Raw genomic sequence first — 26,568 nt, forward strand, 5'->3', positions numbered from 1 at the left:
TCCCTCCTATAGCTCAAAAACGGGGGTGCCGCGCACGAACGTCTTGAGGACGCGGCCTTGTAGCAAATGGCCGTCGAACGCGGTGTTCTTGGATTTTGACTTGAGCAGGTCACCGTCCACCTGCCAGGGCCGTTCCGTATCGAAAAGGATGATATCGGCGTCCGCGCCCATTCGGAGTCGTCCCGCTTCCAGGCCGAGCAGTTCCGCCGGGGCGGCCGTCATGGTATGGAGAAGCCTGAGCAAATTGACATCGCCGTTATGATAGAGCCGCAGGCTGACCGGCAGCATCGTCTCCAGCCCGATCACCCCCGGCTTCGCCTGCGCAAACGGCACGCGCTTGCTGTCGGCGCTTTGGGGTAGGTGCTGGGATGAGATGACATCGATGGTGCCGTCCCTGATCGCCTCGATCACGGCAAGGCGTTCCTCCTCCTCCCGGAGCGGCGGCGAGACGCGGGCGAAGGTGCGGTATTCGCCAAGCTCCAGATCGTTGAGCGCGTGATAATGCGGCGCGGTTCCGGCGGTGACGTTCAGCCCGTCATTTTTCGCACGGCGGATGGTATCGAGAGCGTCCCGGGTGCTGAGATGGGCCGCATGCCAGCGTGCACCAGTCATTTTTACCAGCCGGATATCGCGTTCCACCAAAATCGCCTCGGCGCAGGAAGGGATGGATTTGAGTCCCATGAAGGTTGCGGTGCGCCCGCCGGTAATGACACCGCCCGCCGCCAGTGCCGGATCTTCGGCATGGACGATGATCGGCAGGTCGAACATGCTGGCATAGGCAAGCGCGCGGCGCATCAGATTAATGTTCTGGATCGCGAACTGCCCGTCGCTGACAGCGACGACGCCAGCCTCCTGCAGCAGACCGAACTCCGCCATTTCCTCGCCGTTCAAGCCTTTGGTGAGGGCGCCAGTAATACATACATTGACCGGACAAGTGGATTTGGCCCGCCGCCGGATCATTTCAACCAGTGCTGGATCGTCAATCACCGGTTCGGTCGCAGGGAAGGCGTTGATGGTGGTCACCCCGCCCGCGGCTGCCGCCAGTCCGGCGGTCGCCATGGTTTCGCGATGCTCCTTGCCGGGCTCGCACAGATAGGCATGGGCATCGACGAGACCGGGAGCGAGGCAATGCCCGCCGCAATCTTCGGCGCTTGCGCCGTCCGGCAGGGCCTCCGCCGTGATATGGTTGCCCCAGTCAAGAATGGTTCCGTTTTTGATCAGCACGCCGCCCATGACATCCGTATTCGTTGCCGGGTCGAGCAGGCGGGCGTTGATCAGGGCATGCACCGGTCCCGTCATGGCGCGCCCTCCCGTGTCAACAGGTCGAGGCAGGCCATGCGTACAGCGACCCCCATCTCCACCTGCTCCGAAATGGCGCTGATATTCAGGTCGTCTGCAATCTCACTATCGATTTCGACACCCCGGTTCATCGGCCCCGGATGCATGATCAGCGCGTCGGGCTTGGCGACGGCGAGCTTTTGTGCGTTCAGCCCGAAGAAATGGAAATACTCGCGGATCGACGGCACGAAGGAGCCCTGCATCCGTTCCGTCTGCAACCGCAGCATCATGACGATATCGGCATCCTTCAGTCCCTCGGACATCTTGTTATAGACCTCCACGCCCAGTTTCGCGGCGTTGGAAGGGATCAGCGTCGTCGGCCCGACGATGCGCACCCGCGCGCCCATGATATTCAAAAGCGCGATGTTGGAGCGGGCGACGCGGCTATGCTGGATATCGCCGCAGATGGCGACGATCAAACCTTCCAGCCGTCCTTTGCGGCGCTTGATGGTCAGGGCATCGAGAAGAGCTTGGGTTGGATGTTCATGGCTGCCGTCGCCGCCGTTGATCACGGCGCAATCGACTTTCTGCGCGAGCAGATGCGGCGCGCCCGAATCGCCATGGCGGATCACCAGTACGTCCGGGTGCATGGCGTTGAGGGTCATCGCCGTGTCGATCAGCGTTTCGCCTTTCTTCACGGAGCTGTTGCCAACGGACATATTGATCACATCGGCACCGAGGCGCATGCCCGCCAGCTCGAACGAGGTGCGCGTCCGCGTTGAATTTTCAAAGAAGAGATTGATCTGCGTCTTGCCGCGGAGCAGGTCCTGCTTCTTGTTCGGGGTCCGGGTGAGTTCGGCGTAATGTTCCGCGAGAGTGAGAATCTGATTGATATCGGCCGCGTTGAGCCGCGCGATATCAAGGAGATGCGTATGGGCAAATCGTATGGAATCTGTATTTGTCATTAAAAGCCAACTGTATAGCGACGGAACGAGGGCCGGGCAAGCGCAAGATGATTTTTTTAGCGCATGGCGTCGAGCGCGCCCTGCAGGACATAGGCGGCGGCCATTTTATCCACTGCTTTCGCCCGCTTTTTCCGCGACGCGTCGGCGTCCAGCATGGTGCGGGTTACAGCAACGGTGGAAAGGCGCTCGTCCCAGAAACACATCGGCAGGTCGAAATATTCCTCCAGATTTTTCTGGAACTGGCGAATCGACTGGCACCTTGGGCCTTCACTGCCGTCCATATTGAGCGGCAGGCCAATGACGAAGCCACCGATTTTCCATGACTCGATAATTTTGCCGATTTCCCCCGCATCCGCCTTGAACTTTGTTCGCTTGATTGTCATAAGGGGCGTGCCTATTTTCAGGGCGGCATCGGAGACGGCCAGGCCGATTGTCTTTGTGCCGGGGTCCATGCCCAGAAGCCGCGCGTCCTTGGGGACAAGATGTTTCAAATAGGTGGGGTTGCCGAGGAGCATTGCTTACGCTAATTTGCAGCCAATGTCGGTTTGGTGCCTGTTTTCAAATTGGAGACGATCCCGGGCCGACCTTCCGGAAAGCTCCTTATTATAGCAAAGGGTGACAGATGTCGCTTGATAAAGCCACTGTGGCGAAAGTAGCCAATCTGGCCCGCATTAAGATCGAGGAAGAAGACCTCGAACCGATGGCGGCCGAACTCAATAACATCCTGGGCTGGGTTGAGCAGCTCGGTGAAGTTGATACCGAGAATGTCGAGCCGATGACCTCGGTTGCGGAAATGAGTCTGCGCTGGCGCGCAGATGAGGTGACTGACGGCGGTTATGTCGAGGATGTGGTTGCCAATGCTCCCAGCCGTGAAGACGGCTTTTTTGCCGTGCCGAAGGTGATTGAATAATGAGTGATCTGACGATGCTGGGGATTGCCGCCGCTCGGGACGGCCTCAATGCTGGCGATTTTTCCGCACGCGAGTTGGCCGCCGCCCATATCACGGCGATGGTGGCCGCGAAGCCGCTGAACGCCTATATTACCGAAACACCGGAGCAGGCCGTCGAGGCTGCCACCGAGTCGGATGCGCGTCGCGCGAAGGGGGAGGCCGGGAAGCTTGAAGGCATTCCGCTTGCTATCAAGGATCTGTTCTGCACCGAAGATGTACTTACGACCGCTGCCTCGCATATTCTCGACGGGTTCAAACCGCGATACGAATCCACGGTAACCGCGAACCTCTGGAAAGCGGGCGCGGTGATGCTGGGCAAGGTCAATCTTGATGAATTCGCCATGGGGTCCTCAAACGAGACCAGTTATTACGGCAATGTGGTCAATCCTTGGCGCCGCGAAGGCGATAATCGCGACCTCGTGCCGGGTGGTTCCTCCGGCGGTTCGGCAAGCGCCGTCGCGTCCTTTAGCGCCATGGGCGCGACGGGCACGGATACTGGTGGTTCCATTCGCCAGCCCGCGTCCTTTACCGGCATTGTCGGAATCAAGCCGACCTATGGCCGTTGTTCACGGTGGGGTGTCGTCGCCTTTGCGTCCAGCCTCGATCAGCCGGGACCGATGGCCCGCAGCGTGCGTGATACCGCGATTATGCTGGAGGCTATGGCCGGATTCGATCCCAAAGACAGCACCAGCGTCGATATGCCGGTGCCGAATTTCGAAGCGGCGCTGACCGGCGATATCCGTGGGCTGAAAGTCGGCATCCCGAAGGAATACCGCACCGATGCGATGAGCCCGGAAATCGATACGCTGTGGCAGAAGGGCATCGACTGGATGAAGGCCGCCGGGGCGGAAATCGTCGAGATCAGCCTGCCGCATACGAAATATGCACTGCCCGCCTATTATATCATCGCGCCCGCCGAAGCCTCCAGCAACCTGGCGCGCTATGACGGGGTGCGCTTCGGCCTCCGGGTCGAGGGCAAGGACCTCAACGATATGTACGCAAGCACCCGCGCCGAAGGTTTCGGCGATGAGGTGAAACGGCGCTTGTTGATTGGGACCTATGCGCTTTCCGCCGGGTATTACGACGCCTATTACCTGAAGGCCCAGAAAGTCCGTACCCGCATCGCCGATGATTTCCGCGACGCCTATAAAAACGTCGATGTCATCCTGACGCCGACCGCGCCGTCCGCGGCCTTCAGCTTCGGCGAGAAGAGTGACGATCCACTTGCGATGTATCTGAACGATGTGTTCACCGTCCCCGCCAGCCTGGCCGGGTTACCGGGTATTTCCGTTCCGGCAGGTCTGTCGGAAGAGGGGCTGCCGCTGGGGCTTCAGCTGCTGGGCCGACCGTTCGATGAAGAAACCGTGTTTCGCGCGGCGGGCGTACTGGAAGAGGCGGCGGGCTTTACCGCCACGCCGACCGACTGGTGGAGGGGATAAGATGGGAATGATTATTCAGGGCGCCACCGGTGATTGGGAGGTTGTGATCGGCCTCGAAATTCATGCGCAGGTGACCAGCAAATCAAAGCTTTTTTCGGGTTCTTCCGCTGAATACGGGGCGGAGCCCAACAGCCAGGTGTCCTTCGTCGATGCAGCGATGCCGGGCATGCTTCCGGTGATCAACGAGATGGCGGTGGAACAGGCCGTGCGCACCGGTCTTGGCCTCAACGCGAAGATCAACAAATTCTCGGTCTTCGACCGCAAGAACTATTTCTATGCCGACCTGCCGCAGGGCTACCAGATCAGCCAGTATCTCCAGCCGATCGTCGGGGAGGGCAAGATCCTCATTGACTTGAAAGACGGAGAAACCCGCGAGATCGGGATCACCCGCCTGCATTTGGAGCAGGATGCGGGCAAGAGCCTGCATGACCAGAGCCCGAACCAGACCTTTGTCGATCTCAACCGCTCCGGTGTGCCGCTGATGGAGATCGTGTCGGAACCGGACATGCGCTCGCCGGAGGAAGCAGCGGCCTATGTGAAGAAAATCCGCAGTATCGTCCGCTATCTTGGCAGTTGCGATGGCAATATGGACGAAGGCTCGATGCGGGCCGATGTCAATGTCTCGGTGCGCAAAGCCGGGGAGGAGTTTGGCACACGCTGCGAAATGAAGAACATCAACTCCGTGCGCTTCATGCAGCAGGCCATCATCTATGAAGCCAACCGTCAGGTGGATATTCTTGAAGCGGGCGGCACTGTCGATCAGGAAACCCGGCTCTATGATCCGGACAAGGGAGAGACCCGATCCATGCGCTCCAAGGAAGAGGCGCATGACTATCGTTATTTTCCGGACCCCGATCTGTTGCCACTAAAGTTCGACGATGCGTTTATCGAGGCCATCCGCGCGACCCTACCGGAATTACCGGATGACAAAAAGACGCGCTTTATCAATGAGATGGGTCTGTCTCCCTATGACGCCAGCGTGCTGGTAACGGAGAAGGAAGTCGCCGATTATTTTGAGGCGGTGGCCGAAGGGCGTGAAGCAAAACTCGCCGCCAACTGGGTGATCGGGGAACTCTTCGGCCAGCTGAACCGCACGGGTAAGGACCTGTCCGAAAGCCCGGTCGAAGCGACGGCGCTGGGCGAACTCATCGATCTGATCTCGGATGGCACGATCTCCAACCGGATTGCGAAAGAAGTCTTCGAGGAGATGTTCGATACCGGCAAGAAAGCCGCCGATATTGTCGAGGAAAAAGGCCTTAAGCAGGTCTCCGATACCGGCGCGATCGAGGCGGCGATTGACGAGGTGATCGCGGCCAATCCGGACAAGGTCGCGGAATATCGCGGCGGCAAGGACAAGCTGTTCGGCTTCTTCATGGGACAGGTGATGAAGGCGACGCAGGGCAAAGCCAACCCCGGCGTTGTCACCGGCATCTTGAAACCCAAGCTCGACGGATAGTTATCAGGGCGCGATGCGGCGGGGTTATCTCGCCGCATCCGGCATTTTCCCTAAGCTGCGCTCGTCAAGGAAGCGCCATGATGGCGCACATCCGCGATGCATTTATCGATCGTCTTGTGAATGACGGCGGAGGTTTTGATGACGTGGCCCGTGTGGTCGCTGATCTGCCAGACCCAGCTTTTCTTGGTATAATCCTCATGCTCGGCGAGAATTTTCACCTCCGCATGTCCGGCGATATCGGCAATACATTCTTCGAAAGTTTCGTGAATCTTCGTCGTGCTTTTAACGAGTGTTCCACCGTCGTCCGTCACATGCCAGATCCAGTGGACCTTGGTGATATCCTCGCTGACCGTGATCATGCGGATATGCAAGGTGAGGCCCTGGTGCAGATGTCGATGGTTATGTGTGTGATGATAATGATGGTGCTGCACATGATGCGTTGTCACCGGATGATGATGTGCCGCTGCCGGATGCTGCTCAAACCTCTGGTAGGGGTGAGGATAGCTGTAGATATCATGCCCGGGACCCGCATGGGTCACATGATCGACGAGCGGTGGATAATGTGGGTGCACCGGATGTTGCGGCGCGAGTGCTGGGTAATGGGGGGGACCCATATAGGGGTGGGCCGGATGATGGTTCCCCGGATGATAGCCCGGATGGCCGAGCGTTGGAAAATAACGGTCCGGCAGATTCAGGGGATTATGCGGGTTGGCATCTGGAGCTGTTGGCGGGTAATGGCCATAGTTTGTCCAGTACGGGTGAGGGATGGTCATGAAAATCTCCGTCTTTGATCGAAAAAAGAAAAACGCTCGCTCAGCGCTATTCTTCAGACGACTGGGGACGGAACCTGTGAGACCAAAATCCTATCACACGTAAGACTGTACGGCCCAGATCAGCATCAGCACCGGAAAGATGAAGATATAGGCGGCCTCTCTGGCCTGGGACATTAGCTCGCCACGTGACTTGGACTTGCGAAGGGACATGAATTTATCCTTTAAACCGACATAAAATATGAACTTCCAGCCCCCAAATGGCATCATTTCGCATATGCAGCATTGATTTAAATCAATGGATTAATCGATTTATTTCGCAAGTGCAATATAATTTCCCGCGGACTCAGATCATGACGATTTCAAGCCGGTAGGGGGAGCTGTCGGTGATCTGGATAATCTCCATATCCTGATAAGTCGGTGTCGACTTGCGGTAGGTGATCCCCCAAGCTGTTACATCGATGCGGCAGATCAGACCGTCATATTTAAGCGCGATCTGATAGCCCGATGTCGGTCCGCTGCATTTGCAGCGGTGATATTTGAACGGCGTGAGGACCTCCGGCGGCGGGCATGGCCATTCGATTCCCTCGGTTTCCAGCGCCTGATACTGGAGATCTTTGTTATCGATGGTGCTGATCAGTGCGATGTGGGTTTCCAAGGGCATATTTCCTTCCTCTTTTTTTCCCTTGTGGGACGCACGTGAGGCATGGCTTGTGAGAAAATTGCGGGCGAATTCTGTTCTGATCGGCGCGCCGGTCTGATAGGCTTAAAAAATGCAATGGACAGACAGCGGCCTCATTCTCAGCGTGCGCAAACATGGCGAAAACAGCGTGATTATCCATGCCTTTTCCCGTGAAAAAGGGCGCTATGCCGGTCTGGTACGTGGTGGGGTGGGTCGCCGCCTGCGCGGTATCCTGCAGCCCGGCAACGAGGTGGAGCTGACCTGGCGCAGCCGTCTTGCCGACCAGCTCGGCTCTTTCACCGTTGAGGCCCGGAAATCCCGGGCCAGCATGCTGTTCGATACGCCGGGCGCGCTTGCGGGCGGAAGCTCGGCGCTGTCCCTGCTCGATATCGTCCTGCCGGAGCGCGAGGCCCATGCCACACTGTATAAGGCAACGCTGCTGCTCTTTGATGCGCTGGCCGATGCGCCGGACATCTGGCCGCTCCTACTCGCCCGGTGGGAGCTGGGACTGCTGGGAGAGATCGGTTACGGCCTTGACCTGTCATCCTGTGCGGCAACGGGGGCGACGTCGGGGCTTGTTTATGTCTCGCCGAAATCGGGACGGGCGGTCAGCCGGGAGGCGGGCGCGCCCTACCATGACAAGCTTCTTCCGCTCCCCGGATTTCTCCGCGCCCGCAAATTGGATGAGGACGCGGGGGAGGAGGTGTCGCCCGGGGATATACTCGACGGGCTTATGCTCACCGGTTACTTCGTCGAGAAATTCATCAGCGAGCATCATCCGGGCGTTCATCTGTCGGCGCGCGGGCGGATGATGACGGTGTTGAAACGTCGGTATGCACCGGAATTGAAAGAAAAATCGCGGGAAAATGATCCCACTTAAATTTTCCCTCCTCAAACGAAAATCAGGTGGTATATAGGGGGCATGAGTGACCATTCCCCGATCAGACCCGGCGAGATCGTTCCAACCTCGCTGAAGGACGCCATAAGCGAGCGCTATCTCGCCTATGCGATGTCCACCATCATGTCCCGTTCCCTTCCCGATGTGCGTGACGGGCTGAAGCCGGTGCACCGGCGCCTTCTCTACGCCATGCGGATGCTGAAGCTGGATCCCGGTTCCGGTTTCAAGAAATGCGCCCGTGTTGTCGGCGATGTGATCGGTAAATATCATCCCCATGGCGATCAGTCGGTCTATGACGCGCTTGTCAGGCTCGCGCAGGAATTTGCGCAGCGCTACACGTTGGTTGAGGGGCAGGGCAATTTTGGCAATATCGACGGGGATAATGCCGCTGCGATGCGGTATACCGAAGCCCGGATGACGGTGATCGCTGAGATGTTGCTCCGTGATATCGATCAGGATACCGTCGATTTCCGCCCGACCTATGACGGGGAAGAATCGGAGCCGGTCGTGCTTCCCTCCGCCTTTCCTAACCTGCTTGCCAATGGCTCCGCCGGGATCGCGGTGGGCATGGCGACCTCGATCCCGCCGCATAACGCCACCGAGCTTGCCAACGCGCTCCTGCATCTAATCAAGTTCCCGAATGCGGGGATCGACAAGCTGATGGAATTTATTCCCGGGCCCGATTTCCCGACTGGTGGCGAATTGGTCGAGAAACCGGAGAGTATGCGGGAAGCCTATCTCACCGGGCGCGGCAGTTTCCGTCAACGCGCAACATGGGAAGTTGAAGACCTTGGACGCGGCACCTATCAGATCGTTGTCACCGAAATTCCCTATCAGGTGCAGAAAAGCAAGCTGATCGAGCGGATTGCCGAACTGATCCAGACCAAGAAGCTGCCGTTCCTCGCCGATGTGCGCGACGAATCGGCGGAAGATGTGCGCCTCGTGCTGGAGCCACGCAGCAAAAATATCGAAGCAGATATGCTGATGCAGGGGCTGTTCCGCCTGACCGATCTTGAAAACCGCTTTTCGCTCAACATGAATGTGCTGGACGCGACCCAGACGCCGCGGGTGATGAGCCTGCGCGACGTGCTGCTCGCCTTCCTCGATCACCGGTTCGAGGTACTTGTCCGCCGCTCAAAGCACCGCCTTGGCAAGATTGAGGCGAGGCTGGAAGTGCTGGATGGTTATCTCATCGTCTTCCTTAATCTTGATGAGGTGATCCGGATTATCCGCGAGGAGGACCATCCCAAGCAAAGCCTGATCGACACTTTCAAACTCACTGAGAATCAGGCTGAGGCGATCCTAAACATGCGGCTCCGGTCACTCCGCAAGCTGGAGGAGATGGAACTTCGGACCGAGCATGACAAACTAAGCGAGGAGAAATCTGGGCTGGAAGCCTTGCTCGGCGATGAGGAATTACGTCGCGCCGCGATTTCAGAAGAAATCCGCGACATGAAGAAGGCACTGCAAAAGCTGCCGGAAATTTCTGAGCGCCGCACCCGCATCGGCGAAGCGCAGGAGCTTCCGGATATGCCGCTTGAAGCCATGATTGAGAAGGAGCCGATTACTATTATCTGTTCCGAGAAGGGCTGGATCCGGGCGCTCAAGGGGCATGCGGAAGAAAACGGATCCGAGAAATACAAGGACGGCGACCGGGGTCGTTTCTGGATCACGGCGGAGACGACGGACAAGCTGGTTCTGTTTGCCACCAATGGCCGGTTCTACACCATCGGCTGCGACAAGCTCCCGCGCGGACGCGGCCATGGGGAGCCGGTGCGGCTGATGATCGACCTTGGTAATGATCAGGACATTGTCTCGTTGTTTGTACACAAGCCGGGCCGGAAGCTGCTGGTCGCCTCAAGTGACGGACGCGGCTTCACCGTCGATGAGAACAGCGTCATCGCCCAGACCCGCAATGGCAAGCAGGTTCTCAACGTCTCCGGTGATGTCGAGGCGGCGTTCTGCGTCGATGTGGAAGGCGACAGCGTCGCGGTGATCGGCGAAAACCGACGGCTCAACTGCTTCGCGCTGGAGGAAATTGGCGAGATGGCTCGCGGGCGCGGGGTTACCCTGCAACGCTACAAGGATGGCGGGCTGTCCGATATCAAAACCTTCACCAAAGAAGAGGGGCTCACCTGGAAATCAGGAGAGCGGACCCGCACGGAAACCGATCTGACCGGTTGGTACACGCGCCGGGCCAACGCCGGAAGGCTCCCACCGAGAGGGTTCAACAAGAACAATAAATTCAGCTAGGCAAGGGGAGGATGCCGTGACAACTGTCTACGAGGCATTTTGTGATGCCGCGACCCGATTCCGGGATCATGCCTTTGTCTGCGTTCCGGCCTATAAGAAGCGGAGCTATCACCCTGAGGGGGTCGAGTTCACCTATGGCGAGGCTGCAGGGGAAGTCGAGCGGTTGAAAAGGATATATAAAACCGCCGGCTATGGCCACGGCCACCGTATCGCCTATCTGCTGGAAAACCGCCCCGATTATCTTCTGCATATGCTCGCGGCCAACGCGCTCGGGGTGTCCGTTGTGCCCGTCAATCCTGATTATTTACAGGACGAGATGCAGTATCTGCTGGAGCATTCCGATGTTGATCTGGTTGTCTCGATCGGCGAGAGAGCGCTGGATATACAGAAGGTGGCGTTGAAGCGGACGAGGCCGCTGCCGGTGGTCAAGCTTGAGGAGTTTGCCGGATGGATTCCTCGGCCGCGACCGGCGCCTCTCGCGGGCTCGCCAGGATTCCTGAGCGAGGTCAGCCTGCTCTATACTTCCGGCACGACCGGGCGGCCCAAGGGCTGCATCCTCACCAATGACTATTTCCTGACTGCGGGGCGCACCTATCTGTCGCTGGGCGGCGTGGCGACAATTCGCCAGGAGCAGGAACGCATCTACAATCCTCTGCCGCTTTTTCACATGAATGCGGCGGCGGTTACCTTCCTCTGTGTAATCCTGTCAGGAGGCTGCCTGATCATTCCCGACCGCTTCCACCCGACAACCTGGTGGCAGGAAGTGGTGGAAACCCGCGCGACCGTCATCCATTATCTCGGCGTGGTGCCGCCGATGTTGATGAACCAGCCGAAAAGCGAGTATGAGACGGCACATTCCGTGCGCTTCGGGCTCGGTGCCGGTGTCGAGCCGGAACTGCATGAGCAGTTCGAGACGCGCTATGGTTTCCCACTGGTCGAGGTTTGGGGGATGACGGAAACCGGGCGCGTCTTCGCGGACAGCAATGAGCCCCGGCAAATCCACACCCGTGCCTTTGGTCGCCCGACGGACGAATTCCTCGCCCGTGTTATCGATGAAAACAATAACGAGGTGCCACCCGGGACGGAAGGGGAGCTGCTGGTAAAATGCGGAGGCGGCGATCCACGTCGCGGCTTTTTTGCCGGCTACCTCAAGAATGAGGAGGCGACAGAAGAAGCATGGAAAGGCGGGTGGTTCCATACCGGCGATACAGTGCGTCAGGATGAAAGCGGCATGCTCTATTTCGTGGACCGCAAGAAGAATATCATTCGTCGCTCCGGCGAGAATATCGCCGCTGCCGAGGTCGAGGCGGTGCTGCAGGCTCATGAGGACATCGCGAAGGTTGCTGTTATCGCGGTCAAGGATGAGCTGCGCGAAGAGGAGGTAATGGCCTGCATTGTGCTGTTGGAGGGCGTGGCCGCAACGGAGGAAACGGCCGAAGGGTTATTCTCATATGCGGATGAATGCCTTGCCTATTTCAAGACGCCGGGCTGGATATTGTTCCTCGATGACCTGCCAACAACCGGTACTCAGAAGATCCAGAAAACCCGGATTTTCGGTGCCGATGTCGATCCACGAGAACAGGCGGGGGCCGTTGATTTCCGTGAAATGAAAAGGAAGAAGAAGTCGCTTTTATCATAATAGGCATAATTTAGGGTTGATAGGCAAACGTTTGTTTGGTAAGCCGGAATTTCTTTATTGCCCCTTCGGGCATCCGTAATTGAAAGGAATTTTTTATGTCCAACGGAACGACTCCTTCTCCCCTTATCAATGGCATATGGGCTGTGGGCACGGACGTCTCCCGCTCGGCAAAGCTTTTTCGTCTTGTTATGCTGGCGGTCGCCGGGACCATGCTGATTGCCCTGTCGGCCCAGCTGTCCGTACCGATGTGGCCGGTCCCGATGACCATGCAGACCTTCGCCGTGACGATCATCGGCGCGACCTATGGCTGGCGCCTCGGCGGGGCAACGGTAGCGTTGTATCTGGCGGAAGGGGCGATCGGCCTGCCGGTTTTTGCCGGTGGCGGCAATCTCGCCTCGCTTGCGGGCCCGACGGCTGGCTATCTCTTTGCGTTTGTTGCCGCGGCAGCGCTTGTCGGTGCGCTGATGGAAAAGGGCTGGGGACAATCGATCCTCAAGACGACTCTGGCGATGGTGGTCGGCTATGTGGTGATCTTTGCCGGTGGCCTTGCCTGGCTCGCGACGTTTACCGGGTTTGAAAAGGCGCTGGTCGCCGGTCTCTATCCCTTCATGCCGGGCGCCGCAGCCAAGATCGCGCTGGCGGTTGCCATCCTGCCGATGGTCGGCAAGCTGGTCCAGAAACTTCGTAAATAACCGAAAGAGCTGCGCGGGAGGGGAAATCCTCCCGCGTTCCCCTAGTAGGTTGAGCCGTTCAGAATCGCGGGCAGCCAGGTGGCCAGCGCCGGAAAGGTCGCAAGCAGGGCAAGCGCGACGAGCTGCAACAGAACAAAGGGGATAACGCCCCTGTATATCACCCCGGTCGTGACTTCCGGCGGAGCGACGCCGCGCAAGTAAAACAGTGCGAATCCGAACGGCGGCGTCAGGAACGACGTCTGCAAATTCAGCGCAATCATGATCCCGAGCCAGATCGGGCTGATCTCCATCAGCAGCAGAACCGGCGCGACGATGGGGACAACGACAAAGGTGATCTCGACGAAATCGAGGAAAAAGCCGAGAATAAAGATCACGGCCATAACGACGAGCAGCGCGCCGAACTCCCTACCCGGCAGGTCCCTTAACAGGCGATAGACCAGCTCATCGCCGCCCAGCCCCCGAAACACGAGGCTGAAGATGGTCGCGCCGATCAGAATGACGAAGACCATGGCGGTCATCTCCATGGTCGATTGACAGACATCCCTGAGAATGCCGCGCCTCAGCAGCCGTCTCAACCCGATGGCGAGCCCGGTGACGATCACCGCGAGCAGGATAAAAGCGAGCAACGCCGCCGGACCAACCCCGTCTACCGCGATCCGCTTGAGGTCGGTAAGGTTTGCCAGCAGCAGAAGCAGCGGAATGGCAATCCCGGCAGCATAGATGGGCAGTCCCGATCCCTCATCCCCTTTCAGTGCCGCGAGCAGGATTGCCCCGATAGCGCCGACTGAGGCGGCCTCGGTCGGGGTGGCGATCCCCATCAGGATGGAGCCTAGCACGGCGATAATCAGGATCACTGGAGGCAACAGGGACCGGAGCAGCGTCAGCAGCAGATTTCTGTCGCTTCCCGTCACGTCTTCGCGTGCGAGAGCGGGCGAGCTTTCAGGTTTAAAGACGGCCATAAGTATTTGATACAGAATATAAAGCCCGACGAGGCAGAGCCCGGGAATTAGCGCGCCCGCGAACAAATCGCCGACGGAGACCGGCTCCGGCGACCAGTTGCCCTTTAGCGACTGCGCCGCCATATAGGCGTTGGAGATTTGCTCGCCGAGGATGATCAGCACGATGGAGGGCGGGATAATTTGCCCCAGCGTTCCTGCGGCGCAAACGGAACCCGCGGCCAGACGCGGATCATAGCCGCGTTTCAGCATTGTGGGTAAGGACATCAGACCCATGGTCACGACTGCCGCGCCGACAATGCCCGTGGAGGCGGCGAGCAGCGCGCCGACGATAAACACCGAAATCCCGAGGCCACCGCGCAGCCGCCCGAACAGCAGGCCCATGGAGTCAAGTAATTCCTCCGCTACCCGCGATTTTTCAAGCATGATCCCCATGAAAACGAAGAGCGGGACCGCGAGCAGCGTCTCGTTCCACATGGCACCACCGAAAATCCGCGACGGAATCGCGCCAATGAGCGATGGGTCGAACACGCCCAGCATCCAGCCGACACCGGCCATAAAAAGCGCTGATCCGGCAAGGGTGAAGGCAACGGGGAATCCGGCCATCAGGCTGAGTATCGTGACGGCGAACAGCCCGACCGCCAGGTATTCAGCAAGGCTCATGCCATGTCCTCCCACCGAAGCAGGACACTCATCGACCTAAGGATAGTGGCGATTCCCTGCAGGATCATGGTGATGGGAAATACCAGCAGCAGGGATTTCAGCAGAAACAGGAACGGCAGTCCGGTCCCCTCGCGAGAGCCTTCCATGATCTGCCAGGATCCGGAGACATAGGGCCAGCTTAGGATCAGGATGACAAGGCAGACCGGGATCAAAAGAAACAGGCTGCCCAGGAAATTGATTGCCGCCCGGCCTTTTTCGCCCAGTTTTTCATAGAGGATATCAATCCGGACATGGCCATCGCGGCGCAAGGTATCGGCAGCACCGACCATAAACAGCAGGGCAAAGCTGTAAATAACGCTCTCCTGCAGAGCGATGAGTCCGATGCCGAAGACATATCTTGCGAGAACGAGCAGGAACTGGATCAGCACCATTGCCAGCGCGAGCCAGGAAATGTACTTTCCGATGGTCGCACTGAACCGGTCGAGTAACTGGGCGAGGGCAGTCAGACGGGTCACGCAAATTTCTTCCACACTACAGGGCCTTGACCCCTGATATTACAGTATCAGCGTTATAGGCGAGCAATCGGTTTGGCGCAACGCCTTGCCAATGGCATGCCGATCTTGCGATAGGGGATGCGCACCATGCGGATTCGATGTTGCTGTTAACCATAAAATGGTCGACTAACCATTCGCTTTGATGAATTTTTGCCGGGCGTTTCTTGGGGATGGAAAGCCGTTTTCATTTTTTGCAGGACCATGAAATCGCTATACTATTTTATATTTATATAATATTTTTCAACACGTTATTAAGTTTATCTAACTTTGTAAGTTAATAATTATCAGTAATATTCGCATTTTGGAATATGAAAATTTGCCTTGTATTTGATCTGTCTTCCTGCAAAATTGCCAGCAACAGGGAGAACAAGCGTCCATACAACTGACCGCAGATGTCAGAATAATAATAAGACTTGCATCAAAGCAGCTACATGTATTGACGCGAAGTTTCTGTTAGATGACAGCTATCTTTGATAGGGGGACTTTTTCCGTCTATCGATTTGAAACGGGAGGAATATTTTATGGAACGACGCAAGTTTTTGACAGGCGCTGCGATTGCTGGCGCAGGTGTTGCCGCGGCCCCCTTTGCCGCCCCGGCAATCGCTCAGGAACGCCAGGAAATCACAGTTGTCTCGACATGGCCAAGGGATTTCCCGGGCCTCGGGATCAGCGCCCAGCGTCTTTGCGCCCGCATCACTGAAATCAGCGAAGGCCGTCTCACGGTCAACTATTTCGCCGCTGGTGAACGTGTCGGTGCGTTTGACTCTTTTGACGAAGTCGCATCCGGTAATGCGCAGGCCTATATCGGCGCCGACTATTACTGGAAGGGCAAGCACCCGGGCTTTGCCTATTTCACTTCCGTGCCGTTTGGCATGACGACGGTGGAATGGAATGCCTGGATCAAGTTCAAGGGCGGCCAGGAACTCTGGGACGAAATGTCCGGTGAATTTGGCCTGAAGGCACTGCCATGCGGTGCAACAGGCACTCAGATGGGTGGCTGGTTCAACAAGGAAGTGAATTCTGCGGCTGACTTCAAGGGCCTGAAATTCCGTATGCCGGGCCTCGGGGGTGACGTGCTTGCCAAGCTCGGCGCGTCAGTTGTCTCGCTTCCTGGTGGGCAGATTTATGAAAACCTTGTTTCTGGCGCAATTGACGCAACGGAATGGGTGGGACCATATAACGACTACTTCCTGAAGTTCTACGAAGCCGCCAAGTACTACTACTATCCTGGCATGCATGAGCCAGGTGGGGGACTTGCCTTCGGCATGAACAAATCCTGGTGGGAAGGTCTTTCCCAGCATGACAAGAATCTGATCACTGTCTGCTGCATGGAAGAACATGCCGCACAGTATGAAGAAGCTCAGGCACTCAACGGTGAGTATCTCAAGAAAATGATCAACGAGAATGGCATTATTCTTAAAGAATTCAGCGATGACGTTTATGATGCCTTCGGTGAGGCCGCCGTTGAGGTCTTTGAAGAAACGCGTGCCCATAGCGCGCTTGCAAACAAGATCGACGAAAGCTTTCAGGTGAACCTCCGCGAAATCGGCGGCTATCAGAAGATTGCTGAAGTCGCCTTCTCCAACAAGCGGAACCGGGTTCTGGGGATTTAAGTTGCAAAAGATGCGGACAGGGGCGGGACAACGATCTCGCCCCTTCCTCTATGGGAGGCATATATGACGACTGCGGGAGATGTGTATGCATCAAACCGCGGACTGCAATGGTCAGTCCGGGTCTTTGGGTGGTGTATGCTGGCGGCGCTGCCGATTTATTTTTTTAATAATTACCTGTCATTTGTTCTTGGCTGGCCCGGAATAGAACCGATCTTTGCCTCTGGCGAGGTGACGTACCAGTCATGGATACAGCTTGCGCTGTTTGTCGCCGTGGTTGTGTTTGCTGTAGTTTTGGTTCAAACCACAACTCAGCGCCATCTGAGGGATGACGCGGCGATTATTACCCGCGTGAATACCTATCTTGTCCGGGCGGCCTTCTGGGCCGTTTTTTTGGTCGGTATTGCGGATATGACCTTATCCTTTCTCCGGCTCGAAGGACTGCTGCCCTATCTTGTAGGCGCCCAGCTTGACGGTGACCTCGCGCGCGTCCATTTTCGCGGTCCCTATGTTCATATCCCGCTGATTATTCTGGCGCTCCTCATCGCTCTGCGGTCGCGTACGCTCGGGTTCCAATGGCTTGCGCTGCTGGTTGTCTTTGCCGAACTGCTGATCGTTATCACGCGGTTCATTTTTTCCTATGAACAGGCGTTTATGGGCGATCTGGTGCGCTTCTGGTATGCGGCGCTCTTCCTGTTTGCCAGTGCCTATACACTGGTGGAGGAGGGGCATGTTCGAGTTGATGTTTTTTATGCGGGCTTCACAAATAAGACCAAGGGTTTCGTCAACGCGATGGGCAGTCTGTTTATGGGTATTACGCTGTGCTGGACAATCCTGCTTGTCGGCATGGGAAGCAGTACGTCCATTCTCTACAGCCCGATGTCAAACTTTGAAGTGTCGCAATCAGGCGTCGGGATGCAGGTGAAATATCTGATGGCCGGGTTTCTGGCCGTTTTTGCCATAACGATGATGGTTCAGTTCGTCAGCTACCTGATGGAGGCAGTTGCCGACTATCTGGAGCAACCGGGTCATGTTGACCATGAATCGTCATTGACAGGGTAATGTAAAATCATGGAACTTCTTTTTCTCGCCCTTCTCGTTTTCCTGATGGCATTGGCCTTGGGCTCCGGTTATCCGGTGGCGTTCGCTTTGCCCGGCTCGGCCATTGTGACCGTGGCAATTGCCGCGCTCTGTGGTTATGTCGCGACCGGCAATCCTGATGCCTATTTTTCCCATGGCGGTCCCTGGCAGTGGCTGAGCGCCGGGGTTACCAATCTTCGCGGCGTCTATTGGGAGGTGGAGCGAGATACGCTGATTGCCATTCCGCTCTTCATCTTCATGGGCATCATGCTGCAACGCTCCAAGATCGCGGAGGATCTGCTGGTCACCATGGCACAGCTGTTCGGTCCGGTCCCGGGCGGGCTTGGTATCTCCGTGGTGTTTGTGGGCGCGCTGCTGGCGGCAACCACCGGTATTGTTGGCGCGACCGTAGTGGCGATGGGGCTGATCTCGCTGCCGGCAATGTTGCGGAACAACTATTCGAAATCTTTGGCAACTGGTACAATCGCAGCATCGGGAACGCTCGGCCAGATTATCCCGCCGTCGATCGTGCTGATCATTCTGGCGGACCAGCTGGCGAGTGCCGTGGATCAGGCCGGAACGGCGCGAAAGGCACTGCACAAGGCAGCGACGGGCGAGCTTTCCATGCCGTCTTCCTTCGGCGTGGTGTCGACCAGCGCGGGCGAGATGTTTTTGGGCGCGCTTGTGCCGGGCCTGTTACTCGTCGCCATCTACATGGTGTTTATCCTGATCTACGCTCTGATTAACCCGAAGGTCGCTCCGGCTGTTCGTGGCGGCACCTTCGACAAAGCGTTTTTCGCCAAGCTGGCATTGGCGCTTTTCCCGCCGCTTGGTCTTATATTCCTGGTGCTGGGGTCCATTCTGGCTGGTATCGCAACGGTCAACCAGGCCGGCGCCATCGGCGCGGTGGGAGCGATCATGATGGCGGGTTATCGCCTGAAGGACGGCAGTAAGGATGCTTATGCGCCGGTCGTTCTCGGGCTGGCGTCGCTGATTGGAATTATGGCCGTCCTGTTGTTGTTCGAACCCAACGTCAAGGCGATCAATACGACTCGGGATGCGCTCGGTGTTTTCCTTGGCGTTGTCGCGACCTTGGGTCTGATAATCGCAATCGGCTGGAGCAGTTGGCGCGCCTTTAAAATCGAAAATACCCTTCAGGAAGTGATGATCGAGACGGCGAAGACAACCTCTCTCGTCTTTATCATCCTGCTCGGTGCCGCGATGCTGACGGCGGCATTCCGCGCTTTTGGCGGGGAAGAGCTTGTCCGTGATTTCCTCAACGGCCTGCCGGGCGGGTTCTGGATGAAATTCACCATCGTCATGGCGGTGATCTTCGTTCTCGGCTTTTTCCTCGATTTTATCGAGATTGCGGTGGTGGTCGTGCCCATTGTCGCGCCGATCCTGCTTGCTGACCCTTCTGCGAATATCACGGCCGTCTGGCTGGGGGTGATGATCGGCCTGAATATCCAGACGTCGTTCCTGACGCCGCCCTTTGGTTTTGCGCTTTTCTACCTTCGCGGCGTTGCCCCGCCCATCGTCAAGACGCTGGATATGTATAAAGGGGTGATCGCCTTTATCTCGCTGCAGCTGATTGCGCTTGTGGTTGTCGGGCTCTATCCACCGTTAGTGAATTATCTACCGAACCGGGCGTCACTACTCTCGGAAACGGCACCGCCGCCGCGAAATCCGCGCCTGGACTATTGCGTTGACAAGTATATTCAGGATCAGTTTATCACCCAGGGGGTCGCGATCAACAGTGCCATTGCGGAGGCGCGTCAGCTTAATCTTGATTATCTGCCGGACCGCCTGAAGACTAACCTTGAACAGAGCTTCGATGCCGCCGAAGAGGCTCCTGCCCTTATGGCGCAGGCCTGGGAGGCGGATGACCGGATCAATGACGCCGTTGTCGATTATCTGCCGGTACAGCAGCAGGTGCGGCGCATAGAAGCGGAGATTCGGGAGCATGATGAGGAAATTCGCGATCTGAAGACCACCATCGGACGGATGCGCAGTGAAGACCAGGTAGCTGCAAAGCAGAAGCTGCAAGATAAGGTCGCCGAGCTTGAGGCGGAGCGGGAACTGCTCGTCGCGGAGATTCCGGCGGACTGGAAGGAAACCTACAAATCCTTCAAGGCATTGCTGAAAGAGGAAACTATTCTCAGTGGCAAGTTCCGTCGGGTGGCCGGGGACGGCTATAAGCCGGTTGCCGAGATTGTCGCTACTCTTAAAGATAATGCGGCCTATGCCGAGTTGCAGTCAGGCCTGATGCAAATCCGGTCCGATCTTGCCGATGCGGATGCCGAACAGCTTGTCGCATCAATTGAGGATCTCAGCAGTCGCGCCGGCAATGTGGAAGGGGCGTCCGACATTGCGTCCGGTCTTTCCAAGGTGCGGCGCAGCCTGAGAAACGATACGCCGGATTTCGAGAAGGCGATGGAAGATATGGCCGAGGTGGTCGCCGACTATGAAGCCCAGCTTGATTGGCGCAATCAGGCGGAGATTAATATGCTGCCTACCCTTGAACGCTATGAAATGGCGATTCGCGGGACACTTGGCCTCAGAGAACAGCGTAAGCTCGACGATGAACAGGCGCTCTTCGTCGCGTCCTGCCAGTCCGATCACCGGGATGTATCGCATTACTTCTAGGGAGTAGGGCAGTATTGCGAGAAAAAGCGGCGGTGGATTGTAAAAGACCCCCGCCGTTTTTTTGAGCGCAGAAGGTTTTCTGAAATTAGCGGGTCACGGCTCAGGCGTCTATTCGGAGATAAGCTGCCATCCGTCGCGGGTCAGGATTTCGGACGGATAGAACCGCTTCTTGTAGGCCATCTTCGGGCTCTGGTCGATCCAGTAGCCCAGATAGACATACGGAAGCCCCTGGCGTTCCGCCTCGGAGATATGCCAGAGGATGAGGAAGCTGCCCGGGCTTCGTTTGTCTTCCTCCGGATCGAAGTAGCTGTAGACGAGCGACAACCCATCCTCCATCAGGTCGATCAGGCAGACGGCGAATAGACTGCCGTCGTCTTTTCTAAATTCCACCAGCCGGGACCGGACAGGGCTCTCCTCCACCATTGCCTGATAATCAATGTAATCCATGTCGACCATCCCCCCTTCGGAATGGCGCGACTGCAGATAGCGATGGAACAACTCGAAATGTTCTCGGCTGGCCCGCGATGGCAGGATGCGGGCCGTGATGTCCGAATTCGCCTTCCAGATACGCCGGAAGGACTTCTTGAGCCTGAAATCCGTTGCCCGAACCCGAATCGGAATACAGGCGCTACACCCGTCGCAGGCCGGTCGGTAGGCAAGGTCCTGGCTACGGCGAAAGCCCGCATGGCTGAGCGTGTTGTGAAGACCATCGGGATCTTCCCCGGCGAGCAGGGTCACTACCTTGCGCTCCAGCCGGTTTTCAAGATACGGACAGGGGGCAGGGGGCGTCGAGAAGAAGAAGCGCGACGGTATTTCCACGCGTTTCATGTCACCATATGTCTCGTTATTTTTCCCATGCCATAAAGGTAGCGCGAATTAGGGAGTTCGCAAATAGGGCGGCGTCATAATTTTCCGTGATTTCACATCAATCCATAATAAAACGGGGCGAAAAGCGAAAAAATAACCCAAAGCAGGACGACGAGAGGGGCACCGGCTTTGAAAAAATCCGCAAATTTATAGTGTCCGGGCCCCATGACGAGAAGATTCGTCTGATACCCCATCGGCGTCGCAAAGGAGCAGTTGGCGGCGAAAATGACCGCATAGATGAAGATCATCGGGTCGACCCCCATCTCCTGCGCCATGCTGATCCCGATCGGGGTGAACAGTACGGCGGTGGCGTTGTTGCTGAGAATATTGGTGAAGAACGCGACCAGCAGGAAGAAAACCGAGAGGATAACCGCCGGTCCGGCCCCTTTCATCAGCGTGAGAACGCCATGGGCGAGATAGCCCGCGCCCCCCGTTGCCTGCATTGCCGCCCCAAGACCGAGCGCGGCGGCGATGAGCAACAGGATCCGGCGGTCGATGGCGCGGCTCGCCTGATAGACATTGAGGCAGCCGCTGACGACCATCGCGACGGCCCCGCAGACGGCCGCCACGACGATGGGGAGCACCCCGGTGGCGGCGCAGACGACCACGGCGCCGAAGATGATTCGCGCGCGCCAGGCGAGAGCAGTCGCAGGCAATTCGCGCGCCGACCATTCCAACAGCAGCACGTCCGGGTTGTTGCGCAGCCGCATGATATCGGATCGCTGTCCGAGGATAAGCAGCACATCGCCTGCCTCCAGCCGGATATCCGTCATCCGGTTGGTCCTGATCATGCGCGAGCGGCGCTGAATACCGACGACGACACAGCGGGTGCGATAATGAAAGCTGATCTGGTAAAGCGCCCGCCCGATCATCCGCGATGCCGGGGCAACAACGGCCTCGGCCAGCGTCTGTTCCTGCACTGAGGCGAGTTCCTCGCTCACCTCTGTGCTGGCGCTGTCCGGCTCCAGGAAGCCTTGCAGGATCTGCGGGTTATCGGCGAAGGCCTCGGTGATGGATTTACGTGTTCCGGCAAACACCACGGCGTCGGCGGGCTTCAGGGTAATGCCGTCAAAAGGCGGCAGCAGGATATGTTCCCCGCGCTGGATGAAGCGGATAGTGATATTGCGCAGGCTTGGGAACTGTCCGGCAATGGCTTCCTCGCCGACCAGCGGGCTATCGGGGGCAACTTCCATCTGGACTATGAACTGCTTGCCCGACACATCCACCATATCGCCCTTCATTGAGCCGCGATCGGGCAGGATGCGCGGGATGACGATCAGGGCGTACACAAGCCCGGCGGCGGCCAGTACGGCGCCCGGAACGGTGAAGTCGAAAAAGCTGATCTGTGGTTGCCCGGCCTGAACCGCGGCGGCCATAACCAGAAGGTTCGTCGAGGAACCGATCAGCGTCGTCATCCCGCCAAGGATGGAGGCATAGCTCAAGGGAATCATCAGCGTCGAGGTGGAGCGGTGCAACCGTTCGGCCAGCGCGGTCATCAGCGGAATAAAGATAACCACCACTGGCGTATTGTTCATAAAGGCGCTGATCAGCAGCACGGTGGAGAGCACCACCGCGATGGCCAGAACCGGGTGATGGCGACGGAGTGCAACAAGACGGCGGATGGGTTGTTCCAGCGCGCCTGTCCGCACAATGCCTTGCCCGACGACCAGAAGGGACAGCACGGTGATCAGCGCCGGGTCGGCGATACCGGCCAGAATCTCCCGCGGTGTCAGGAGGTTTTCTCCGGCCTGGTTGACCAGCGGGTAGAAATGGAACAGCAGCAACAGCCCCGCAATCACCGCGATGGAGGAGATTTCCAGCTCGACCCGCTCGTTGGCGAAGGCGACAATTGCGACGGCAATGAAAGCAAAAACCGCCCAGATATGAAATGTTGATCCAACTATTTCCATTGACTGCAAATAAATCCTTGCTGTTTTGCCGCGTCGGAGTAAAAGCGTCGCGAAGATTATGCACCGACAGCTCCATCATGAAGATTGTCGTGAATCTTGCAAGCCCGTTGTTGTCGGCGGATGGCCATAAACCTTTGAAGAAAAACCACGATGAGTGTTTCCTATTATGATGCTTCGGCGAATACGCGCGCCGATTTTCCGCACCTCGCCGGTGAGATGCGCGCCGATGTCTGCGTTATTGGCGGCGGCTATACCGGGCTCTCTGCCGCCTTGGAGCTGGCCGAAAAGGGATTCGCCGTCACGCTGCTGGAGGCGGAACGGATCGGCTTCGGCGCCTCTGGCCGCAACGGCGGACAGATCGCCACTGGCTATACACCCGGTATGGTGGATACGCAAGAGATCGTGGGGCCGGATGAGACGGCCCGGCTGTGGAAGTTTTCTATCGAGGCGACACGGCTGCTCAAGGATCGGATCGCCAGTCACAATATTGATTGCGATCTCCGGCATGGGGAACTTTATGCGGCAGTAAAGCCGCGCCACCGGGATTGGCTGCTGGAGGAACTGACGCATTGCGAAAAGGCTTATGGCTATGAGCGATATAAATGGATCGACCGGGAGGATTTGGGGAATCATCTCGCGACGGACCGGTACTGCGGAGCGCTTCTCGATGAGGAGGGTGGGCATCTGCATCCGCTTAACTATGCGCTGGGGCTGAGTATGGCGGCGACGGCGGCGGGTGTCACGATTTATGAGAATTCCCGCGTGACGGAAGTAACAGATGGCAGGACGGCGCGTGTCATAACGGCGGCGGGGTCGGTGACGGCGGATTATGTTGTTCTTGCGGGCAACGCCTATCTTGGTGACCTCAGCAAGACATTGGCGGCGAAGATCATCCCGGTCGATACCTGCATCATAGCGACGGAACCGCTCGGCGCGGCGCGGACAAAGACGCTGATGATGACAGATGCCTGTGTCTCGGATACCAATTTCAACCTCGATTACTTCCGGATGTCAGCGGATTATCGCCTGCTCTATGGCGGGCGGGACAAGCTGATCAGTGACGGCAACGTCACGGGCGCGGCGCTTCGGCGGAATATGCTGGCGACCTTTCCGCAGCTTGAAGATGTTAAAATCGACTATGCCTGGGGCGGGAAGGTGGCGATAACCCGAAACATGCTGCCCGATGTCGGCCGCTGCGGGAGTATTTATTACGCCCAGGGCTATTCCGGGCAGGGGGTGCCGCTCTCCGCCATTGTCGGTCGGGTCATCGGCGAGGCGATTGCCGGGGATGCCGGGCGCTTCGATGTATTCGCGCGCATCCCGCACAAACCGTTTCCGGGCGGAACGGCGCTGCGAGTGCCGCTGCTCACGCTCGCGCGGCTCTATTACGGGTTGCGCGATGCCCTATGAGCGCAGCGGCACCCGGCGGATCACCACATCGATCACGAAGTCATGCAAACAGCGCCCGCGCGGGTTAAAGAGGGACACCAGCAGGATCAGGGATGAAGTAGCGGCCACGCTGAGATAGAAGATTGCCGCATGGATGAAGGCGATCAGATAGTCCGGCGGACCGCCCGCCGTCCGCTCCATACGAATATTCAGGAACCGCATGCCAAGAGTGGCGCTGCCCGGTCCGCCAACCAGCACTGTATGATAGGCCAGCGGGATAAGCGCGAGGATCAGCAACAACAAGGGCGTCAGCACGCCAAAGGTGATAACGCCGAGGATTGTGGCCGCAAATGTCGCTACCACGGAGATCACCGCGATGCAGATGACATCGATGGCATAGGCGAACACGCGACGCAGGCGGATCGATTCGAAATCATCGGGGTTGAAAACCTCCGCCTCGGTGCGGTGTCCTTCGTTCTGGCCCTCCAGGGAGCCAAGCTCGATCAACGGGCCGTCAGGTTTACTCATGGCTGGACAGTTCCTTTGTCAGTATAGAAACAACTGGTATCAGTCATAGGAAGTAAATGGTACTTGTTGGATTAAATACAATAAGACATAAACTCCTCCTGGGCGCGCCAGACAGAACAACTGTTGTGAAGGATTGAACAATGGCGTCGAGATCTTTTCTCATTCTGATCCTTGCGGGCGGCCTGATCAGCCTGGTCGCCATGGGATCGCGCGCGGCCTTCGGGCTGTTTCTTGAACCGGTTTCCTCCGATCTCGGCTGGGGGCGGGAGGTTTTTGGCCTCGCCCTTGCCATCCAGAATATTGTCTGGGGCCTGTCGCAACCCTTCGCCTCCGCCATTGCCGATAAATATGGTTCCGGCAAGACGCTGCTTGTATCCAGCCTCGTTTATGCGGCTGGTCTTTTCCTGATGTCGCAGACCAGCAGTCCGACGGAGCTACATATGTCGGCGGGTGTGATGATCGGCCTGGGCCTGTCGGGCACCGGTTTTGGTGTCGTCATCGGCTCGGTTGGCCGGGCGGTAGCCGAGGAAAAACGCTCCATGGCACTCGGGATTGTGGGCGCGTCTGGCAGCCTCGGGCAGTTCCTGATGGTCCCGCTCGGGCAGGCATTTCTCTCGGGTTATGGCTGGTCGATGGCGCTGGTCCTGATCGGGCTATGCTCGCTCCTGATGATTCCCGCCGCTGCCGGGGTGACGGGCCGGGCGGAGGACAGTGGCAGCATCGGCGCCGCCAGTCTTTCGGCGGCGATCCGCGAAGCCGCGGGCAACCGGAGCTACTGGCTCCTGTTCATGGGATTTTTCGTCTGCGGTTTTCATGTGACCTTCCTCGCCGTGCATCTGCCCGCCTATATCGTCGATCAGAACGTCGCCGCGAAATATGGCGCGATCGCACTTTCCATCGTCGGGCTGTTCAATGTCATCGGCTCGCTGTCGGCGGGGTATCTGGGCGGTAAATACTCGAAGAAATATCTCCTGAGCGGGCTCTATTTTGCCCGCGCCGCGTTGTTCGTCGCCTTTATCCTGGTGCCGATCAGCCCGCTGACGGTGATCATTTTCTCCGCCATCCTCGGGCTCCTCTGGCTTTCGACCGTGCCGCTCACCTCTGGGCTGGTCGCGGTATTGTTCGGGCCGAAATATATGACGACCCTGTTCGGCTTCGTCTTTTTCGGGCACCAGATCGGCGCCTTTCTCGGCGCATGGCTCGGCGGTTTTGTGTTTGACCTCTATGGATCCTATGATGTGGTCTGGTGGATGAGTGTGGCGCTGGGCCTTATCTCCGGCCTTCTCCACTGGCCTATTCAGGAAAATATGCCGGTGCAGCGTGCGGCGGCGACAGGCTAAAACA

At 57.7% G+C, this 26,568-nt stretch carries 22 protein-coding genes; 12 read left to right on the plus strand and 10 right to left on the minus strand.

Annotation, left to right across the window (positions count from 1 at the left end; genetic code table 11):
- Nucleotides 1-6: 6 nt before the first annotated feature.
- The 3 genes from pyrC to ruvX are packed head-to-tail and all read right to left on the minus strand — an operon-like array spanning nucleotide 7 to nucleotide 2,758.
- Entirely contained in the window at nucleotides 7-1,299 is a 1,293-nt protein-coding gene (pyrC, locus tag AACZ19_RS06085; RefSeq protein WP_339632096.1) for a dihydroorotase, read from the minus strand.
- Complete coding sequence (locus AACZ19_RS06090) at nucleotides 1,296-2,243, minus strand: aspartate carbamoyltransferase catalytic subunit (protein ID WP_339632097.1); 948 nt, start codon at nucleotides 2,241-2,243, stop codon at nucleotides 1,296-1,298. The genes pyrC and AACZ19_RS06090 overlap by 4 nt, the downstream gene beginning before the upstream one ends.
- A gap of 56 nt (nucleotides 2,244-2,299) precedes the next feature.
- A complete protein-coding gene (gene ruvX / locus AACZ19_RS06095; protein WP_339632098.1) occupies nucleotides 2,300-2,758 on the minus strand; it encodes a Holliday junction resolvase RuvX in 459 nt (152 codons plus the stop codon).
- A gap of 107 nt (nucleotides 2,759-2,865) precedes the next feature.
- On the opposite strand from ruvX, the gene gatC reads away from it, so the two are divergent.
- From gatC to gatB, 3 genes are read left to right on the plus strand one after another with little or no spacing between them, the layout of a single operon-like run.
- Entirely contained in the window at nucleotides 2,866-3,153 is a 288-nt protein-coding gene (gatC, locus tag AACZ19_RS06100) for an Asp-tRNA(Asn)/Glu-tRNA(Gln) amidotransferase subunit GatC (protein WP_339632099.1), read from the plus strand.
- Complete coding sequence (gatA, locus tag AACZ19_RS06105) at nucleotides 3,153-4,631, plus strand: Asp-tRNA(Asn)/Glu-tRNA(Gln) amidotransferase subunit GatA (RefSeq protein ID WP_339632100.1); 1,479 nt, start codon at nucleotides 3,153-3,155, stop codon at nucleotides 4,629-4,631. Before gatC ends, gatA begins: the two co-directional genes overlap by 1 nt.
- A gap of 1 nt (nucleotide 4,632) precedes the next feature.
- Complete coding sequence (gene gatB, locus AACZ19_RS06110; protein ID WP_339632101.1) at nucleotides 4,633-6,087, plus strand: Asp-tRNA(Asn)/Glu-tRNA(Gln) amidotransferase subunit GatB; 1,455 nt, start codon at nucleotides 4,633-4,635, stop codon at nucleotides 6,085-6,087.
- 50 nt (nucleotides 6,088-6,137) lie between these two features.
- Here gatB and AACZ19_RS06115 read toward each other — a convergent pair whose 3' ends face one another.
- Nucleotides 6,138-6,860, minus strand: coding sequence for a hypothetical protein (locus AACZ19_RS06115; protein ID WP_339632102.1), 723 nt, complete (start codon nucleotides 6,858-6,860; stop codon nucleotides 6,138-6,140).
- A gap of 343 nt (nucleotides 6,861-7,203) precedes the next feature.
- Entirely contained in the window at nucleotides 7,204-7,521 is a 318-nt protein-coding gene (locus tag AACZ19_RS06120) for a hypothetical protein (protein WP_339632103.1), read from the minus strand.
- A 109-nt stretch (nucleotides 7,522-7,630) separates the two neighbouring features.
- Between AACZ19_RS06120 and recO the strand changes: the two genes are divergently transcribed.
- The 4 genes from recO to AACZ19_RS06140 all read left to right on the plus strand — a co-directional run bounded on the left by recO (nucleotide 7,631) and on the right by AACZ19_RS06140 (nucleotide 13,021).
- Entirely contained in the window at nucleotides 7,631-8,419 is a 789-nt protein-coding gene (gene recO / locus AACZ19_RS06125) for a DNA repair protein RecO (RefSeq protein WP_339632104.1), read from the plus strand.
- A gap of 42 nt (nucleotides 8,420-8,461) precedes the next feature.
- On the plus strand, nucleotides 8,462-10,690 hold the full coding sequence (gene parC / locus AACZ19_RS06130; protein ID WP_339632105.1) for a DNA topoisomerase IV subunit A: 2,229 nt from the start codon (nucleotides 8,462-8,464) through the stop codon (nucleotides 10,688-10,690).
- Nucleotides 10,691-10,706: 16 nt separating this feature from the next.
- Nucleotides 10,707-12,329 carry an AMP-binding protein gene (locus AACZ19_RS06135; RefSeq protein WP_339632106.1) on the plus strand — a complete coding sequence of 541 codons (1,623 nt, stop codon included), beginning with the start codon at nucleotides 10,707-10,709 and terminating at the stop codon, nucleotides 12,327-12,329.
- 95 nt (nucleotides 12,330-12,424) lie between these two features.
- Nucleotides 12,425-13,021: a biotin transporter BioY gene (locus AACZ19_RS06140; RefSeq protein ID WP_339632107.1), complete on the plus strand. Its 597-nt coding sequence runs from the start codon at nucleotides 12,425-12,427 to the stop codon at nucleotides 13,019-13,021.
- 41 nt (nucleotides 13,022-13,062) lie between these two features.
- Here the strand turns inward: AACZ19_RS06140 and AACZ19_RS06145 are convergent, their stop codons facing one another.
- Together AACZ19_RS06145 and AACZ19_RS06150 are read right to left on the minus strand one after the other, a co-directional pair.
- The gene (locus AACZ19_RS06145; protein ID WP_339632108.1) at nucleotides 13,063-14,640 is read right to left on the minus strand and encodes a TRAP transporter large permease subunit; all 1,578 of its coding nucleotides are present in this window, start codon (nucleotides 14,638-14,640) and stop codon (nucleotides 13,063-13,065) included.
- A complete protein-coding gene (locus AACZ19_RS06150; RefSeq protein WP_339632109.1) occupies nucleotides 14,637-15,155 on the minus strand; it encodes a TRAP transporter small permease subunit in 519 nt (172 codons plus the stop codon). Before AACZ19_RS06150 ends, AACZ19_RS06145 begins: the two co-directional genes overlap by 4 nt.
- A gap of 560 nt (nucleotides 15,156-15,715) precedes the next feature.
- Between AACZ19_RS06150 and AACZ19_RS06155 the strand changes: the two genes are divergently transcribed.
- The 3 genes from AACZ19_RS06155 to AACZ19_RS06165 all read left to right on the plus strand — a co-directional run bounded on the left by AACZ19_RS06155 (nucleotide 15,716) and on the right by AACZ19_RS06165 (nucleotide 20,530).
- Nucleotides 15,716-16,807, plus strand: a complete 1,092-nt coding sequence (locus AACZ19_RS06155; RefSeq protein ID WP_339632110.1) for a TRAP transporter substrate-binding protein — start codon at nucleotides 15,716-15,718, stop codon at nucleotides 16,805-16,807.
- A gap of 63 nt (nucleotides 16,808-16,870) precedes the next feature.
- A complete protein-coding gene (locus tag AACZ19_RS06160; protein ID WP_339632111.1) occupies nucleotides 16,871-17,866 on the plus strand; it encodes a TRAP transporter small permease subunit in 996 nt (331 codons plus the stop codon).
- 9 nt (nucleotides 17,867-17,875) lie between these two features.
- Nucleotides 17,876-20,530 carry a TRAP transporter large permease subunit gene (locus AACZ19_RS06165; RefSeq protein WP_339632112.1) on the plus strand — a complete coding sequence of 885 codons (2,655 nt, stop codon included), beginning with the start codon at nucleotides 17,876-17,878 and terminating at the stop codon, nucleotides 20,528-20,530.
- 108 nt (nucleotides 20,531-20,638) lie between these two features.
- On the opposite strand, the gene AACZ19_RS06170 is transcribed toward AACZ19_RS06165, so the two are convergent.
- Together AACZ19_RS06170 and AACZ19_RS06175 are read right to left on the minus strand one after the other, a co-directional pair.
- Nucleotides 20,639-21,358: an arginyltransferase gene (locus tag AACZ19_RS06170; RefSeq protein ID WP_339632113.1), complete on the minus strand. Its 720-nt coding sequence runs from the start codon at nucleotides 21,356-21,358 to the stop codon at nucleotides 20,639-20,641.
- A gap of 92 nt (nucleotides 21,359-21,450) precedes the next feature.
- Nucleotides 21,451-23,307: an SLC13 family permease gene (locus AACZ19_RS06175; RefSeq protein ID WP_339632114.1), complete on the minus strand. Its 1,857-nt coding sequence runs from the start codon at nucleotides 23,305-23,307 to the stop codon at nucleotides 21,451-21,453.
- Nucleotides 23,308-23,457: 150 nt separating this feature from the next.
- On the opposite strand from AACZ19_RS06175, the gene AACZ19_RS06180 reads away from it, so the two are divergent.
- Entirely contained in the window at nucleotides 23,458-24,717 is a 1,260-nt protein-coding gene (locus AACZ19_RS06180; protein WP_339632115.1) for an FAD-binding oxidoreductase, read from the plus strand.
- Here AACZ19_RS06180 and AACZ19_RS06185 read toward each other — a convergent pair.
- Nucleotides 24,712-25,224, minus strand: a complete 513-nt coding sequence (locus tag AACZ19_RS06185) for an RDD family protein (protein WP_339632116.1) — start codon at nucleotides 25,222-25,224, stop codon at nucleotides 24,712-24,714. The two genes, AACZ19_RS06180 and AACZ19_RS06185, sit on opposite strands and share 6 nt — an antisense overlap.
- A 140-nt stretch (nucleotides 25,225-25,364) precedes the next feature.
- On the opposite strand from AACZ19_RS06185, the gene AACZ19_RS06190 reads away from it, so the two are divergent.
- Nucleotides 25,365-26,564 (plus strand): MFS transporter, encoded by a 1,200-nt coding sequence (locus tag AACZ19_RS06190; protein ID WP_339632117.1) that lies wholly within the window; start codon nucleotides 25,365-25,367, stop codon nucleotides 26,562-26,564.
- Nucleotides 26,565-26,568 lie beyond the last annotated feature (4 nt).

Source organism: uncultured Sneathiella sp., from assembly GCF_963973085.1.
Classification (GTDB): Bacteria; Pseudomonadota; Alphaproteobacteria; order Sneathiellales; family Sneathiellaceae; genus Sneathiella.